17 protein-coding genes are annotated in these 16,081 nt (G+C 64.2%); 11 read left to right on the top strand and 6 right to left on the bottom strand.

Features of this window, described 5'->3' with window-relative positions:
- Positions 1–5 precede the first annotated feature (5 nt).
- From PE058_RS20985 to PE058_RS20970, 4 genes are all read right to left on the bottom strand, one after another.
- Positions 6–1,595 (bottom strand): sensor histidine kinase, encoded by a 1,590-nt coding sequence (locus PE058_RS20985; RefSeq protein ID WP_271029439.1) that lies wholly within the window; start codon positions 1,593–1,595, stop codon positions 6–8.
- Positions 1,592–2,302 (bottom strand): hypothetical protein, encoded by a 711-nt coding sequence (locus tag PE058_RS20980; protein ID WP_271029438.1) that lies wholly within the window; start codon positions 2,300–2,302, stop codon positions 1,592–1,594. Before PE058_RS20980 ends, PE058_RS20985 begins: the two co-directional genes overlap by 4 nt.
- 102 nt (positions 2,303–2,404) lie before the next feature.
- Positions 2,405–3,418 (bottom strand): cytochrome d ubiquinol oxidase subunit II, encoded by a 1,014-nt coding sequence (gene cydB / locus PE058_RS20975; RefSeq protein ID WP_020084766.1) that lies wholly within the window; start codon positions 3,416–3,418, stop codon positions 2,405–2,407.
- 4 nt (positions 3,419–3,422) lie between these two features.
- Positions 3,423–4,820, bottom strand: coding sequence for a cytochrome ubiquinol oxidase subunit I (locus tag PE058_RS20970; protein WP_271029437.1), 1,398 nt, complete (start codon positions 4,818–4,820; stop codon positions 3,423–3,425).
- Between the two features lie 194 nt (positions 4,821–5,014).
- Between PE058_RS20970 and PE058_RS20965 the strand changes: the two genes are divergently transcribed.
- The 6 genes from PE058_RS20965 (at position 5,015) to PE058_RS20940 (ending at position 10,994) form a co-directional block, all read left to right on the top strand.
- Positions 5,015–5,230, top strand: a complete 216-nt coding sequence (locus PE058_RS20965; RefSeq protein ID WP_020084768.1) for a hypothetical protein — start codon at positions 5,015–5,017, stop codon at positions 5,228–5,230.
- A gap of 408 nt (positions 5,231–5,638) precedes the next feature.
- Positions 5,639–6,736 carry a DUF2157 domain-containing protein gene (locus tag PE058_RS20960; RefSeq protein ID WP_271029436.1) on the top strand — a complete coding sequence of 366 codons (1,098 nt, stop codon included), beginning with the start codon at positions 5,639–5,641 and terminating at the stop codon, positions 6,734–6,736.
- The gene (locus PE058_RS20955) at positions 6,733–7,311 is read left to right on the top strand and encodes a GDYXXLXY domain-containing protein (RefSeq protein WP_020084770.1); all 579 of its coding nucleotides are present in this window, start codon (positions 6,733–6,735) and stop codon (positions 7,309–7,311) included. Before PE058_RS20960 ends, PE058_RS20955 begins: the two co-directional genes overlap by 4 nt.
- A 98-nt stretch (positions 7,312–7,409) precedes the next feature.
- Entirely contained in the window at positions 7,410–7,757 is a 348-nt protein-coding gene (locus tag PE058_RS20950; RefSeq protein ID WP_020084771.1) for a RidA family protein, read from the top strand.
- A 226-nt stretch (positions 7,758–7,983) separates the two neighbouring features.
- Positions 7,984–8,325, top strand: a complete 342-nt coding sequence (locus tag PE058_RS20945; RefSeq protein WP_026867844.1) for a hypothetical protein — start codon at positions 7,984–7,986, stop codon at positions 8,323–8,325.
- A gap of 512 nt (positions 8,326–8,837) precedes the next feature.
- Complete coding sequence (locus PE058_RS20940) at positions 8,838–10,994, top strand: sodium-translocating pyrophosphatase (RefSeq protein WP_020084773.1); 2,157 nt, start codon at positions 8,838–8,840, stop codon at positions 10,992–10,994.
- 73 nt (positions 10,995–11,067) lie between these two features.
- On the opposite strand, the gene PE058_RS20935 is transcribed toward PE058_RS20940, so the two are convergent.
- Both PE058_RS20935 and PE058_RS20930 read right to left on the bottom strand, forming a co-directional pair.
- Positions 11,068–11,436, bottom strand: a complete 369-nt coding sequence (locus PE058_RS20935) for a bleomycin resistance protein (protein ID WP_271029435.1) — start codon at positions 11,434–11,436, stop codon at positions 11,068–11,070.
- 2 nt (positions 11,437–11,438) lie between these two features.
- The gene (locus PE058_RS20930) at positions 11,439–11,864 is read right to left on the bottom strand and encodes an outer membrane protein assembly factor BamE (protein WP_026867845.1); all 426 of its coding nucleotides are present in this window, start codon (positions 11,862–11,864) and stop codon (positions 11,439–11,441) included.
- Between the two features lie 264 nt (positions 11,865–12,128).
- On the opposite strand from PE058_RS20930, the gene PE058_RS20925 reads away from it, so the two are divergent.
- The 5 genes from PE058_RS20925 (at position 12,129) to PE058_RS20905 (ending at position 15,965) form a co-directional block, all read left to right on the top strand.
- Complete coding sequence (locus PE058_RS20925) at positions 12,129–12,611, top strand: ubiquinol-cytochrome C chaperone family protein (protein WP_271029434.1); 483 nt, start codon at positions 12,129–12,131, stop codon at positions 12,609–12,611.
- Between the two features lie 20 nt (positions 12,612–12,631).
- Positions 12,632–13,162, top strand: a complete 531-nt coding sequence (locus tag PE058_RS20920) for a YceD family protein (protein ID WP_020084777.1) — start codon at positions 12,632–12,634, stop codon at positions 13,160–13,162.
- A 214-nt stretch (positions 13,163–13,376) separates the two neighbouring features.
- On the top strand, positions 13,377–14,435 hold the full coding sequence (gene plsX / locus PE058_RS20915; RefSeq protein ID WP_026867846.1) for a phosphate acyltransferase PlsX: 1,059 nt from the start codon (positions 13,377–13,379) through the stop codon (positions 14,433–14,435).
- Positions 14,436–14,478: 43 nt separating this feature from the next.
- On the top strand, positions 14,479–15,456 hold the full coding sequence (locus PE058_RS20910; protein ID WP_271029433.1) for a beta-ketoacyl-ACP synthase III: 978 nt from the start codon (positions 14,479–14,481) through the stop codon (positions 15,454–15,456).
- Positions 15,457–15,644: 188 nt separating this feature from the next.
- On the top strand, positions 15,645–15,965 hold the full coding sequence (locus PE058_RS20905; RefSeq protein ID WP_020084780.1) for an integration host factor subunit alpha: 321 nt from the start codon (positions 15,645–15,647) through the stop codon (positions 15,963–15,965).
- Positions 15,966–16,081 lie beyond the last annotated feature (116 nt).

The following is a 16,081-nucleotide window of genomic DNA, read 5'->3' as shown; positions in this document are numbered from 1 at the left end:
CCCCGTCATGTGAGCGTCAGGTCGGCAGGCGCGAGTGGCAGCCAGATGGTGCAATTTGCGCCATGCTCCGGAAACGTCAGTGTCACCATCGCATCCGCCTCATACTTCAAGAGATCGCGGATGGTGCTCGTGCCGAACCCTTCCGGCCCGATCTCGCCCGTGAGCGGAAGACCACGCTCCTGCCACTCGATCACGAGAATTTTTGTGTCCGGCAGCTCTGTGCTCTCGATGTGCCAGGTGACGAAAACCCGGCCCTCCGGCCGTGACAGCGCGCCATGCTTGACCGCGTTGGTCGAAAGCTCGTGCAACACGAGGCTTAGGGATTGCGCAAGCGCCGGCCGCAAAAGAATGCGCGGGCCGGTGAGCGCGTCGGCGCTTGCGTCCTGGAACGGCGCAAGCTCGGTTTGAACGAGCTCCGCAAGCTCGAGCCCGTGCCACTTCTCCCGGCTCAGCATCGAATGCGTGCGCGCCATGGAGCGGATGCGCCCGCCGAGCGCCAGGTAGAAATCCTCGACCGAGGATGCGTTCTCGCGCGAGCGGTCCACCACGGCCTGCACGAGCGTCAGCCCATTCTTGACGCGGTGATCGAGCTCGCGGACGAGCAGTTTTCGCCGCTCCTCGCCCGCGCTTCGTTCCGCGATCAGCGCCGAAAGCGAAAGCGAGCAGGCGACCATCGACACGATGGTGATCTGCGACCACATGATGTCGACGTCCGTGATGTCGCCCCGCTGCGCGACGACGCAGGCCACCAGGATGAACGCAACGAGCGAAGCTCCGATCGGCGAATGGGTGAGCGGCTGGCGGATGGCGAGCAGCAGCAACGGCGGAAACAGGATGGCGACCGGAATGCGCAGCTCCGCGCCGTGCTGCCCGATTGCGCCCGGATAGAGCGCCGTCGCCGTAGCGGAGACGAGGCCGATCAGAAGCAGGCCCTCGATATGATCGCGCACCGGGATCTCGCGAGAGGCGAGCGTGCGCAACCCTAGAATCATCGGCGTGATGGCGATAACGCCGATCAGGTCTGAGCGGAACCAGAGATGCCAGTGCGTGAGAAGCGGGCCTTTGGCCTCGCCGAGTATCTTGATCGTCACGGCCCCGATGGCCGCGCCGAGCGCTGTTCCCACGGTCGCGGCGACGAAAATGCCGAACACCCGGCGCAGGCTGTCGAAGCGCAGGTCCGTGCCGAGAAACCGTTCGGCAAGCCACGCCACCGTCAGGCACTCGACCACGTTCGCGAAAGCGAACAGGGGCGCCAATGCATAGATCCGCCCGGCGGCCATGTTCGCCGCCATCGTTGCGATGGCCACGCCGGTTGCGACCGGCACGAAGCTCGCCCGCCCGAAGACGAGCAGTGCACCCACCGCGATGCCCGAGGCAGGCCAGAACACGGCGACCCCGCTCGGATGGGCGAGCAATGCGAGCCCATAGCGCGCGGCGAAATAGTAGGAGGCCGTCATCAGCGTTGCGGCGAGAACGCCTATCCCCACACGCTCTAGGCTTACCGCGCCGCCCGCGCCTCGCTCGGCCTCGCCCCGCTTCTCCTTCCCGGCGGAGGTCGCAGACTCGCTCCTCAGGAAGAGCGGCGCGCGTGTCATGACGCGCACTGTCCGCTCGCGTCGAGATCGGCCTTTACCGCGTCGAAGGAGTCGAACTCGCCGACGGGCGCGATCTCCTTTGCGCCGCTCGCATCGAACAGCCAATACCAATCGAAGCTGCCCCCGAAACGGAGATAGCGGTGCTGCTGGGCGACAATGGAATCCTTGAGGTCGGAAGTGCACCACGAGAGGATCGCGAAATCGTTCGCCGGCATCACATAGCGCGGGGTTCGCGATTTGAGGGTGAATGCATGGAGCGCCGAGGAGGTGGCCCAGGCAGGCGAGAGGAAAAAAAGCGTCTCGCCGTCGGCGGAGAATTGCTTGTTCTGAAACGCGCACAGAGCCTGGCTGGGTTCGGATCCCGCCTGCCCTCGGATCAGCAACTCGTCACCGGCGCCGTCGATGCGAACGCGCCGCAACTCGTCCGGTGCGCTGAGCGCGGTGCAGTCGCCGCTATCGTCCTCGTCGGGGCTTTTGGAAGCTGGCTTTGCCGAGCGCGTATAGATCACCCATTGCTGATCGGGCGAGATGACGGCCTCGCTGTCGCGCTGCTGGCTGGTGAGCGTTTTGCGGTTGTTGCCCGTGAACAGCACGACGTTGCCGTTCTCCACGGCGACGCGTAGCCGGGCTCCGGCCACGGCGTCAGACGTAAAACAGCCGATCGCAACAAGAGCCGCGATCGGCGCGAGCAGCACCCAGGCTGCCATGGTTTGAGCGCGTGAGGCGCAGACGCACATGATCTTCATCCGAGCTCAAAACAGGCCCTCTCGCGACGTGGCCGCGTGTGGGGGCGCCCCGCACGGCGACGCTCAGTGATACCCCTCGCCGGCTCTCACCTTGCCGCGGAACGTCCAGTAGACGAACACGGTATAAGCCAGGATCACGGGCAGCAGGATGAGAACTCCGATCAGCATGAACAACTGCGACGACGGGTGGGCGGCCGCCTGCCAGACGTCCACGTTGGGTGGCACGATGTAAGGTAAATTCGAGACCGCGAGGCCGATGAACCCGAGCAGGAACAGCGCGATGGTCGAGACGAAGGGAGCCGTGTCGCGCCCGGCATGAAGCGCCGACCAGCACGACCACGCCGCATACGCCGTCAAGAGCGGCACGGGAGCTAGAATCAGGAAGTTCGGCAGCGTGAACCAGCGCTCGAAGATGCGCGGCACCGCGAACGGAGTCCAAAGGCTCACGATCACGAGAGCAAGCAGCACCAAGGGAAGAATGCGCTTCGCTTGCTCGCGCGCTTGCGTCTGAACCTCGCCGTCTGTTTTCATGACGAGCCAGGTCGCGCCGAGAAGGGCATAGCCCGCCACCACGGCAACGCCGGTGAGCAGCGAAAACGGAGAAAGCCAATCGAATGTCCCGCCCGCGAATACGCCGTCGCGCACCGTGGGGCCTTCGAGCAGCGCGCCGAGAATGATGCCCTGCATGAACGAGGCGACGATCGAGCCCCCCGCGAACGCAAGATCCCAGATCTGGTGGTGAGGCTTGGCGACCCAGCGGAACTCGAACGCCACGCCGCGGAACACCAGCGCCAGAAGCATGATGATCACCGGCAGGTAGACCGCTGGCATGATGATCGAATAGGCCAGCGGAAAGGCCACCAGAAGCCCGCCGCCTCCCAGCACCAGCCACGTTTCGTTGCCGTCCCAGAACGGCGCGACCGAGTTCATCATCTGATCCCGGTCCGCTTCCTCCGGGCTCGCCGGGAACAGGATGCCGATCCCGAGGTCGAAGCCATCCAGCACCACGTAGAGCGCCACCGCGACGCCGAGAATGGCGACCCAGATGAGCGGGAGCCAATAGGACGTGTCTTCCATGGGCTCACCTCGTCCCTTCGATGGCTTCGTGGGCTGCTTCCTCGGCCGCCGACAGCGGTCGTGACGGCACGCCCTCTGGCGGCTTGACGGAGGCGCCCGCAGGTCCCTTCTCGATCAGCCGGTTGATGTAGTAGATGCCCATCGAGAAGACGACCGAGTAGATCAGTACGAACAGCACCAGCGTGGTCAGCACGGCCCCGGCGGAAACGGGTGAGGCTGCCTCCGCCGTGCGCACGATGCCGGTGGCGAGCCAAGGCTGCCTCCCCGTCTCGGTCACCCACCATCCGGCGAGAATGGCGATGAAGCCGGCAGGCCAGGAGATCGAAAGCGGCCATAGGAACCACCGTGTGTGGAACAGCGCGCCGCACCACCACAGGAATGCGCCGATCGCGCCCGCGGCTATCATGAGTAGGCCGAGACCCACCATGATGCGGAACGCGAAGAACACGGGCTTCACTGGCGGCCTGTCCTCAGGCGCGAAGTCCTTGAGGCCCTTGAACAGGCCCTCCCACTCGTGGGTGATGATGAGGCTCGCGATGTTGGGCAGCGCGATCTCGAAATGGTTCTTCTCCTCCGTCTCGGAGGGGATGGCGAACAGCACCAGATCCGCTGGCTTGCTGCCGTCCCAATGAGCCTCCATCGCCGCGACCTTCGCCGGCTGATGCTTCGCCGTATTAAGGCCGTGCATGTCGCCGATGACGAGCTGGAGCGGAGCGAGCAGCGCCACCATGCCGATGCCCATTCGCAGCATCGTCTTGGATTCTTCGATGAAGCGTCCGGCCAGCAGATAGCGCGCGCCCACCGCCGCCACCACGAGCGATGTCGTGAGATAGGCCGCCGTGAACATGTGCGAGAAGCGGTAGGGGAAGCTCGGGTTGAAGATGATCTCGAACCAGCTCACCGGATAGGCGATGCCCGCGCGCACCTCGTGTCCGGCCGGAGTCTGCATCCAGCTGTTGGCCGCCAGGATCCAGAACGCCGACAGCGACGTGCCGATCGCGACCAGAACCGCCGCAGTCACGTGAAGATTGGGCGAGACCCGGTTCCAGCCGAAGAGCATGATGCCGAGGAAGGAGGCCTCGAGGAAGAAGGCGGTGAGCACCTCGTAGCCGAGCAGCGGCCCGAGCACGTTGCCCACGATCCGCGAGAAGCCGCTCCAGTTGGTGCCGAACTCGTAGGAGAGCACGATGCCGGACACGACGCCCATCGCGAAGCTCACGGCGAAGATCTTCGTCCAGAAGCGGGCAAGCCTGTGCAGGTGCTCCCGCCCGGTCATGCGCCAGCGCACGAGCAGCGTCGCGATGAAAGCCGCGAGCCCAATCGTGAAGCTCGGGAAGATGATGTGGAACGAGACAGTAAATGCGAACTGAATACGCGCCAGAAAGGTTGCGTCGAGATCCATGGACCGCCATCTCGATAAGGGTTGAGCGCGAAAAGCGAGCGCCGGGACACCCGGACGTCCGCAGCATACTGGCGTGCGTCGGCCGTGCCGTCGAGCCCCCCGTTGGACGCAGGCAAAGGGGAGCGTTCCTGGCTTGATGGCGGAAAGCGTGCTAAGAGGGCCGCTCGTGTTTTTCAGGAGCACGGAGGACGCACATGGACACGAAGGTCATTGTTGCCATCGCCGCGGCCATTGCGCTGGCGGTGATCGCCTACACCGCTTTCACGCCGCAGCCCGCGACAGGTCCCGCCACGCCACCCGAAGCAACCGCACCCGCTCCTGCGCCGGCACCAGCGCCGTCCGCAGCTCCCACCCCCGCGCCAGAGCCGGCCCCGGCTCCCGAGACACCTCCTCCTGCTGCGCCGCAATAACCTGGCGGCGACCCTGCCTGTGAGGTTGAGAAATGCCCCTGGAGGCGAGAGAAGCTTCCCGGAAACTTCTGTGTGCGCCGCGTTTGGCGTTTCTCAACCTTAACGCCGCATGTCCCATAAGCGTGGCGAGGCTCGCGCGCTGATCCCGGCGCGTGGGCACGTCACGCTTGTGACATAATAATTTCGCGATGAATCTTTGCTCTCGGTAGAGATCAACGAACGGCGGGCGCCGGAAGCGGAGATCGCGACCGGAAGCCGCAGAACGCGACGCGGCGATAAGTTCTGTCGCTCCGTGTTCCCCGCGTGACTGCTCACGCCTGCCCAAGTCGCTTTTTTCACCGGACCCATGCCCGCGCGAACGCCCCGTCCGCGACCGGATCTCACCTAAACGGAACATCAGGACCCCCCATGTGGAGCTACCGCAAACGTCTCGACCGCGACCTCGTGCGATGGCGCGAGGCGGGTTGGATCACGCCGGAGAACGAAGCCGCCATTCGCCACGACGCAGAGAGGGGCGTACGCACGCTGGGGCTGGCCAACTCGCTCGCCATTCTCTCCGCGGTCCTGATCGGCTTCGCGGTCATGAGCTTCGTCGCCTCCAACTGGCAGGATATGCCGCGCGTGCTGCGCCTGGGGCTGCTGATCGCGTCGCTGTGGACGTCCTACGGACTATCGGGCTTCTTCGCCCGCCGCGGCATGGCCGGATTTTCTCACGCCGCCATTCTTCTTGGCGTCGGCATCTTCGGCGGCAGCATCATGCTCATCTCCCAGATGTATCACATGGACGGCAACCCGGCCGGCGCCGTGCTGCTCTGGGCTGCAGGCGCTCTGCTGGCTGGCGTCGTCTTGAGGTCGAACCCCGCGCTCGCCTTCGCCATGATCCTCGTCACCATCTGGGGCACCATGGAAGCCTTGCGGCTCGACAAGGTGTTCTGGCTCTTCCTCTTGCCGTGGGCCCTGGTGTCGGCTGCCTTCTATTGGCAGCGCTGGCGGCCCGGCCTTCATCTCGCCGGCCTTGCTCTGACGGGATTTGTGGTGAGCCTCGGCTATCGCTTGAACGACGGACACGCCCATGGCCTCGTCGTCGCCATGGGGCTCGGCATCATGGCGGCCTCCATGGCGGGCGAGCGCCTCAAGCAGGAATTGCCGGCTCTGTGGTCGGGCTCGTTCAACTATGGCCTTGTCATCGTGCTCGCCGGGCTCTGGGCGCTGCAGTTCTTCGAGAACCCGCCGCTCGATGTCTTCACGCTGCTGGCGGTGCTCGCGCTCGCCTTGCTCATCGCGGCCATTTTCTGGGGTCTCAAATCCGGAAATCGCGGCGCGCTGTGGCTCGGCTATGCCGGCTTCTCCGTCGAGATCCTGGCCGTGTACGTCGAGACCATCGGCACACTGCTCAACACGTCACTCTTCTTCCTCGTCGCCGGCTTGATCGTCTCCGCGCTGGCCGCAATGGCCTACCGGCTTCATTCCCGTGGCGAGGCGCAGGCTAAGGGAGCCCTGTCATGATCAAGTTGTCGCCCACCTCCTGGCTTGCGATTGCCATCGTCGCGGTGCTCCAGACCGTCGCGCTCGCGAGCATGGTCTACGGCCGCGTGACCCTGCTTCGGGACGGCCGGGAGATCGTCGCCGAGGTGATCCCCGTCGATCCGCGCGAAATCTTCCGCGGCGACTACGTCATTCTCGGCTACGGCTTCGGCCGCGCCGAGGTTCCGGTTCCCGCCGGCACGGTTCAGGGAGACACCGTCTACGTGACCCTGAAGCCCGCCGCGGCGCCTGGACAGTGGGACGTCGTCTCCGCCTCCGGCACCTATCCCAGCGAAGGCATGGGCGCCGAGACGGTCGTCCTCAAGGGCATCGTCTCCTACGTGTCCGGCAGCGCCGTCCCGGGCGAACTGCCGAAGGCCGCCGTCCGCTATGGCATCGAAAGTTATTTCGTGCCGGAGGGTACGGGCCGCGAACTGGAAAATCAGGTCCGTGAAAAGAAGATTTCGGTGGTCCTCGCTGTCGGACGATCGGGTGACGTGGCGATCAAGGCCCTCGTCATCGACGGCAAGAGGGTGGCGGAACAGCCCTGGCTCTGAGCCTCCGCAGAGCGGGGGCGACGCGCGGACCCTGGCGCCGCGCGCCAACCTTTGCTAAGCGGGCGCACCTTTTTGTTTGAATTGGAGCCCCGCCGACCATGACCATCGTTCGCCACGAGTCCAACGAGATCTATTCCAAGGCTGCCGAAGCAGGCGGCCTCGTTTTCACGGCGGGCATCGTGCCGTCCGATCTTTCGCGGTGCGTGAAAGGCCAGACCGAGGAAGTGCTGAAGGAGATCGACCGCCTTCTGGCTCTCGCAGGCACGTCGAAGGATAAGGTCGTCCAGGCCACCATCTGGCTTGCCGACATCCGCCATCGCGAGCAGATGAACGAGGCCTACAAGGCTTGGACCGCCGGCAAGAACACGCCCGTCCGCGCTTGCGTCGAGGCCAAGCTGGTCGATCCGCGCATGCTGGTCGAGATCAGCGTCGTTGCCGCGAAGTAAGCGCGCGACGATACGAAAGCGAGCACGAGGCAGGGTCTGTTTCGCTATGTGCGGAGCGGGTTCTGCCTCGCAGTTATTCCGAGCTGCTCGCTTAAGATTCTACCCGTGTGACGTGTTTGCCTCGCCGTCAGCCGATTCGGCCGGACACTGATCTGGCGCTATCGAGCCCCCTAAGTGAATCGGGCAGACTGCGCGCCTCAATAGCTGAATGCGAAATGAGGCTCCAATGTCGGCAACGAGGATTTTCAGGGCGATAGCGGCTGCGGCCGTGATGAGCGCGGTGGCAGCGCCTGCAATGGCGGATGATTCGGGCTTCGCCTACATGCACGATCTCCGCAAGGAAGGCGGCCGGACGTGCTTCACGGACCACTATCACTATGGCAGCGGCAGCGGGCCGACCAAGGCGGCCGCTCAGAAGGCTGCGATCGGCTCTTGGGCAAGCTTCACCGATTTCGAGTACGGCAGTGATTGGGCTCGTTTTTCTCGTGCGGCCAGCAAGGGCATGACGTGCTCCGGCGGCGGTGGAGGGAGCTTCGACTGCCAGATCGAGGCGCGCCCCTGTAAGTAAGGCGCCGAGGCGGCCGCGACGGCCTTCTGGATAGGGAGCAGGCAACGCCCGCGCGGGGCGTCGTCTGCTCTTTTGCGTATGTGGGCCGTGCACGGAGTACACGCTAAAGAGGCTCAGGCGGTCATGTCCGCCTAAAGACCACAGCCGCGATCTCGGCTTCCTAAACCGGAGAGAGCGAGCGTAGGCAGCTGAAATAAAAAAGAAAAATTGAAGTCGTATGTGATGGGAGCAGGTCTGTTTCCCTACGCGATAACCCTTTGTGCCTGTATTGCAACGCAAAGGGTCTTTTGGCATGGTCGCGCGTCTCTGCTTTGGGAGGGGACGGGGAAACGCGGACTAGACCGCTTCGGGCTTTGCCGGCTCGGCGCGTAATCCGTGATCGACACTTGCGATGAAGTGCGTTGCTCACGTTGTTGATTGATTTCAATCAGGAACGATCACGCTCACCGGTTGTCGCGAGCACGGACACGTGCGAGGTCGCAGCCAACGAACTGGCCATATAGGGGAATTCAATGACGGAAATAGTTTGGGGGATCATCGCCTGCGGGGCGTTATCGATCCTTTATGCGGTTGTCACGATTCAGTCGGTCATGAAGTCCGACGCGGGCAACGCGAAGATGCAGGAGATCGCAGCCGCGATCCGCGAGGGCGCGAGCGCCTATCTCAACCGCCAGTATCAGACCATCGGCATCGTGGGCGCGGTGATTTTCGCGCTCGCCTGGTTCCTCCTGGGACCGCTCGTCGCCGTCGGCTTCCTGATCGGTGCAGTCCTCTCCGGCCTCGCCGGTTACATCGGCATGAACGTCTCGGTTCGCGCCAACGTGCGCACCGCTCAGGCCGCAACGGTCTCGCTGGGCAAGGGTCTCGACATCGCCTTCAAGGCTGGTGCCGTGACGGGAATGCTCGTGGCTGGTCTCGCCCTGCTCGGCGTCGCCATCTACTTCTATGTTCTCACTGATCTTATGGGCTACGGCGCGGGTGACCGCACGGTCATCGACGCGCTCGTCGCGTTGGGCTTCGGCGCGTCCCTCATCTCGATCTTCGCCCGTCTCGGCGGCGGCATCTTCACCAAGGGTGCGGACGTCGGCGGCGACCTCGTCGGCAAGGTCGAGGCTGGCATTCCCGAGGACGACCCGCGCAACCCGGCGACCATCGCCGACAACGTGGGCGACAACGTCGGTGACTGCGCCGGCATGGCGGCCGACCTGTTCGAGACCTATGCGGTGACGGTCGTCGCGACCATGGTTCTCGCGGCCATCTTCTTCGCTGGCCAGGCGAACCTCGCACCCCTGATGATCTATCCGCTCGCCATCTGCGCGGCCTGCATCGTCACCTCGATCGTCGGCACCTACTTCGTGAAGCTCGGCGCCAACAACTCGATCATGGGTGCCCTCTATAAGGGCGTCATCGCTTCGGGCGTCTTGTCCATCGCTGGTCTCTATGCGGCGACCCAGTACGTTCTCGGCGGCTTCGGCGAGGTCGGTGTCGCCAATGGCGTTTCGATCACCGGCCAGGGTCTCTTCCTGTGCGGTCTCGTCGGCCTCGTGCTGACCGGCCTCATCGTCTGGATCACGGAGTACTACACCGGCATCGGCTACCGCCCGGTACGCTCGATCAGCCAGGCCTCCGTCACCGGCCACGGCACCAACGTCATCCAGGGTCTCGCGGTGTCTCTCGAGGCGACTGCGCTCCCGACGATCGCGATCGTCGCCGGCATCCTCTTCACCTACAACATTGCTGGCCTGTTCGGCACGGCGATCGCAACCACGACGATGCTCGGCCTCGCCGGCATGATCGTGGCGCTCGACGCCTTCGGCCCGGTGACGGACAACGCCGGCGGCATCGCCGAAATGTCCGGCCTGCCGAAGGAAGTCCGCCGTTCGACGGACGCCCTCGACGCAGTCGGCAACACCACAAAGGCCGTCACCAAGGGCTACGCAATCGGCTCGGCCGGTCTCGGCGCGCTGGTGCTGTTTGCCGCCTACAACTATGACCTCCAGTACTTCATCGCCAAGGCCAACGAAGCCGGTGCCACGTCCTATCAGTACTTCAAGGGCGTCGAGATCGACTTCGGCCTCGACAATCCGTATGTCGTGGTCGGCCTCCTGCTCGGCGGTCTCATCCCGTACCTGTTCGGCGGCATCGCCATGACGGCAGTCGGCCGCTGCGCCGGCTCGATCGTCGAGGAAGTGCGCCGTCAGTTCAAGGCCAAGCCCGGCATCATGAAGGGCACCGAGCGTCCCGACTATGCGCGTGCAGTCGACATCCTGACCAAGTCCGCGATCAAGGAGATGGTGATCCCGTCGCTCCTGCCAGTGCTGTCGCCCATCGTGCTCTTCTTCGTGATCGAGCAGATCGGTGGTCGCGGCGCGGCATTCTCGGCGGTCGGCGCCATGCTGCTCGGCGTCATCGTGACCGGTCTCTTCGTTGCCATCTCGATGACCTCCGGCGGCGGCGCCTGGGACAACGCCAAGAAAGCGTTCGAGGATGGCTTCGTCGACAAGGACGGCGTGAAGCACGTCAAGGGCACGGAAGCCCACAAGGCGTCGGTCACCGGTGACACCGTCGGCGATCCCTACAAGGACACCGCTGGCCCCGCCGTGAACCCGGCCATCAAGATCACCAACATCGTGGCGCTCCTGCTGCTCGCCGTCCTGGCGCACAGCTAAGCGATCCGCGATCGATAAAAAGGAAAAGCCCCGGAGCTCGGCTCCGGGGCTTTTTTTATGGGGGTGTGAAAGCTCAGTGCGTGTCCAGCTCCTCCGGCGCGCCGCCGAAGCGCAGCAGGTTTCCGTGCGGATCGCGGATGTAGAACTCTTTCATGTTCCACGGACGCACGGCGAAATCGGAAAGCGTGGGTACGCCCTTCGCGCTATACTCCTCGTAGAGCGCGCTGATCTGCCCGCCGCGGATGTAGCAGGACGTATGCTCGGGATGGATGCGATCCGCCGCGAGCCAGAAATGGATCTCCATCCGGTCGCGCTTCGCGATCAGATAGTCGTCGATCCTGTCGACAGCGAAGCCGAGCGCGTCACGATAGAAGCGCTCGGTCTCCGCGAGATCGAGAGACGCGAGAACCGGGATCGTGATCGCCGGATCCTCCACCGCCATTGCTACTCGCCGAAGATCTGCTTGGTGCCGAGGTTGCGGAAGAGCTGCTTGATGAGGCCATCTTCCTTGCCGCCGGGAGCTGGCGTGGTGCGCGACACGAAGTCGAACACCTTGCCGTCCTTGAGGCCGTAGTTCGCAACGCGGTCCACCGTTGCAGCAGGCGTGAAATAAACGGCAAGCACCTGGCGGTCCACTTCGTCGCCCTTGAGGAAGGCCGTCTTCTTCTCGGTGCTCGAGATGTAGTAGTAGACGGACCCGTTACCGGAGGTGGTCGTGGTCGTCGGTGTGCCGAGGATCATGCGCACCTGCTCCTGGCCCATGCCGGGCTGCACCTGTGCGATGTCCGTCTCGCGGAACAAGTGCCCGTGCTTGGTGATTTGCTCGCTGCAGGCGGCGAGCGAGAGCGTCATCAGCAAAACAGCAGGCACGGCCGCCCGGCAAGACCGGAGTGCAGCCCTGCAGCGTTCCGCGCCCTGGCGCGACGCATCCCGACGACGCATATTGTAACGCCCCCCTCGGAGACTCATGAATTCCCTGTGCTCATGTCCCGCCCTTAGCTAAAAGGAGCCCCCAAAGCAACGGCGTGGTCCCCGTCATCCCCTAACGTCAAGGACAGGAAAACCTGCGTGCTATCCTGGTTTAGAAACAGAGCCCAAGATCGGCGCACAGCAATCGACCTTTATGGCGCGATCGTGGCCCAGGCTCGGCAGCCGGCGTTTTTTGAGCGCTATGGTGTCCTCGATACGCCGGAAGGGCGTACCGCTGTGATCATCCTGCTGCTTTTCCCTGTTCTGGAGCGGCTGCAGGCGGATGGCGAGCATGGCCGCCGCTCGGCTCGCTTCCTGAGCGAAACCTTCGTCACGGACATCGACGACTGCCTGCGCGAGATGGGCGTCGGCGACATGTCGGTGCCGAAGAAGGTGAAGCGCGCGGCCCAGGCGCTGGGCGAGCGCTGCCTCGCCTACCGCACTGCGGCAGAAACACCCGAGCCGGCTCCCGCACTCGCGGGCGAGCTGGCAGCGACGCTGCCCGGCCTCGACGCCAACCCCGAAGGCGCCTGCGCGCTCGCCCGCTATGTGCTGGCAGCCCGCGCCGCACTCGCCGGCACGTCCACGGACGCGCTTGCAGGCGGCCGCATCACCTTTCCCGATCCGGCCGCCACGGCCGTTTCCTGAGTTCAACCTGGAAAAATCGCATGACCGCCCTTCGCGACTGGCTCCATCTCGTCTCCGACATCGGCGATCGCACGCTCAACGAAAAGCGCGTTGCGACCGAGGAGGAGCGCATCGAGCTGGCGCGCGAGCTCGACATTCCGTCCTGTGAGAGCTTGCGCGTCGCCTACCAGATCAAGCCCCACGGAAAGGGCCGCTATCTGTTCGCGGGCGCGCTCGACGCCGAGGTGACGCAGGCGTGCGTCGTGAGCCTCGAGCCTGTTCCCGCTGTCATTTCTGAAGCTTTCTCCATCGAGCTCGGCCCGGCCGAGGAGTTGGGAGACGAGCCAGCCGTCGAGGGCGATCGCGAGGTGTCCAGCATCCCGGATGTGGAGCCCATCGAGGAGGGACGCATCGAGGTGGGGACCATTCTTTTCGCTGTGCTTTCCGCAGCCCTACCTTCCTATCCGCGCAAGGAGAACGCGGAGTTCGATTGGGTGGACCCCAAAGCGGCGGCCGACCCGGACGGGGCAAGTCCGTTTGCCGCATTGGCCAAGTTGAAGCCGCGATCTTAATTTGCGGCCAATCTGGCAGGCGGCCCGAAGCGCATCGCAAGTGGCTCGCTAGCCAGAGAATTTCCAAGCCGCTCGGGTTCTCCCCCGCGGATTGGCGGAAATTGGTTGTTTCGCAGGTGCAAACGGGTATTTTCCCGACGGCTTGCTCCCGGGGGTATGGAGCTGGCTCGAAGACAAAGCACCGAGCTCGTTCGACAGGTTCAAGACGCGCCAGATGGCTCAGCCGCGGACATTAGCGCTCGACGCCATGGGGGGCGATCATGGACCCGAGGTGGTAATCCCGGGCGCCGCGATCTCCCTTGAGCGCCATCCGGCGTTGAGCTTCATTCTCGTTGGTGACGAAGCGCGCATCGCGCCGCTTCTCGCCGCGCATCCGGCGCTCGCCGCCCGCTCACGCATCGTTCACACCACGCAAGTCGTCGCCATGCACGAGAAGCCGAGCCAGGCCCTGCGCCGTGGCAAAGGCTCCAGCATGTGGCTTGCGCTCGAAGCCGTGCAGAAGGGCGAGGCGCACGCCGCCGTTTCCGCAGGCAACACTGGCGCGTTGATGGCCATGGCGAAGCTCATCCTGCGCCCCATGAAGGGTATCGAGCGCCCGGCCATCGCGGCGCTCTGGCCAACCATCACGGCCGAGTGCATCGTGCTCGACGTCGGCGCCAACATCGGCGCCACCGCGCGCCAGCTTTCCGATTTCACACTCATGGGCGCGGCCATGGCGCGCGCGCTCTTCCACGTCGAGCGTCCGACCGCGGGCCTTCTGAACGTCGGCGTGGAGGACATCAAGGGCGCCGAGGAAGTGAAGGAGGCCCACGCACTCCTGAAAGCGGTCGAGCTTCCGCTCGACTATCGCGGCTTCATTGAGGGCGACGAGATCGGCCAGGGCAAGGTCGACGTGGTGGTCGTCGAAGGCTTCGCGGGCAACATCGCCTTGAAGACCGCTGAAGGGACCGCGCGGCAGATCGGCCAGTATCTGAAGGACGCCATGATGCGCACGTGGCTGTCGCGCATTGGTGCCCTGCTCGCGCGTGGCGGTTTCCGTGTTCTCAAGGAAAAAATGGACCCCAGGCGGGTCAATGGTGGCACGTTCCTCGGCCTCAACGGGCTGGCGGTGAAGAGCCACGGCGGCACGGACGCCCTGGGCTTTGCGAGCGCGGTCGATCTCGGCTACGAAATGTCCGAGAGCGGCCTCCTGGAGCGGCTGGCTGCCGATCTCGAGACTTTCCATCATCGTCTTGGGACCGTGTCCCAGGATCCGCAATCGGCTCCCCAATAGGGGACAAGGGGCTCAAGACCCCGGAAGCAGATAAGAGGACACCTTGGCAGTCATTCGATCGGTCATCCGCGGTGTGGGCGCCCATCTTCCCAAGCGCGTCATGACCAACGCGGATATGGCGAAGATCGTCGATACCACCGACGACTGGATCGTCGAGAGAAGCGGCATCCGCCAGCGCCACATCGCAGCCGATGACGAGCTGACGTCCACCCTCGGCATTGCCGCTGCGCGCCAGGCGCTGGTGCGCGCGGGCATCGATCCGGTCGATATCGATCTCGTTGTCTGCGCGACGGCGACGCCCGATCGCACGTTTCCGTCGACGGCGGTTCGTATCCAGTCCGGGCTCGGCATCACCAAGGGCGCCGCGTTCGACGTGCAGGCGGTCTGCTCCGGCTTCGTCTACGCGATGACTATCGCCGACAACTTCATCAAGGCCGGCCAGTCCCACCGCGCGCTCGTCATCGGCGCGGAGACCTTTTCGCGCATTCTGGATTGGACGGATCGCTCGACGTGCGTGCTCTTCGGCGACGGCGCAGGCGCCGTCGTGCTCGAGGCGCAGCCCCAGCACGGCACGCGCGAGGACCGCGGCATCCTCTCGACCCTCATCCGCTCCGACGGCCGTTTCGAGGACCTGCTTTACGTCGATGGCGGCCCCGGCTCGACGAAAACTGTTGGCCATTTGCGCATGAACGGCCGCGAGGTGTTCCGTCATGCAGTGCAAAAAATCTCCGGCGTGATCGAGGAAACTCTGGTCATCACCGGTTATGCCGCCGACGAGATCGACCTCTACGTCCCCCACCAGGCCAACGTGCGCATCCTGGAAGGCATAGCCAAGAAGCTGGGCGTTGATCCGAGCAAGATCGTTATGTCATTGGAAAAGCACGGAAATACGTCTGCGGCGTCGATCCCGCTCGCTCTGAATATGGCCTTTGAGGACCACCGCCTGCGCGAGGGTAACCTCGTGCTCATGGAAGCCATGGGAGGCGGATTTACCTGGGGCGCGGTGCTCGCCCGCTGGTGATCTCGCAAAAGCGAGAAAATAGGGGGTGCAGCGCACAAATCCGACGTCGGAACGTCTGAAAATCGGGCCTCTCGGCGTTAGCTAAATCTACGTGATATTTCAGTTGCTTGTTGAGATGGGTGATTGACCGCCGACGCGACCCTCGGTAGCATAAGGGAAAATACCTAGCGACGGGGAGGCGAAAGCGCATGAGCGGCAAGACACTGACACGTGCCGATCTGGCCGAGGCAGTGGTCCGGAAAGTCGGCCTGCCGAGAAACGAATCGCAGGAGCTTGTCGAGCTCGTGCTCAACGAGATCTCCGAGAGTCTCGCCCGCGGAGAGCAGGTGAAGCTTTCGTCATTCGGTTCGTTTGGAATCCGTCAAAAAGGCGAGCGCATCGGTCGAAATCCCAAGACCGGCAAGGAAGTGCCCATCACTCCGCGCAGAGTTTTGGTGTTCCGCCCCAGCAACATCATGAAGGATCGGATCAACTCCGGTCGGTCGCGCCGCCCCAAGGCAGCCGAGTAATCCCTGCGATTGCCGCACGTCGTGCGTGAGCGCGTTGCATCGATGCGCGGATGCTGCGCGTAAACGGGCTGTGAATTCTTGCACGGCCCGTGCGAGCGCGCGCAGATGCGCGCTTT

Origin of the sequence: Hyphomicrobium sp. DMF-1, from assembly GCF_027886585.1 — a bacterium.
Classification (GTDB): domain Bacteria; phylum Pseudomonadota; class Alphaproteobacteria; order Rhizobiales; family Hyphomicrobiaceae; genus Hyphomicrobium_C; species Hyphomicrobium_C zavarzinii.
This window is presented reverse-complemented; position numbering and strand designations above follow the sequence as displayed.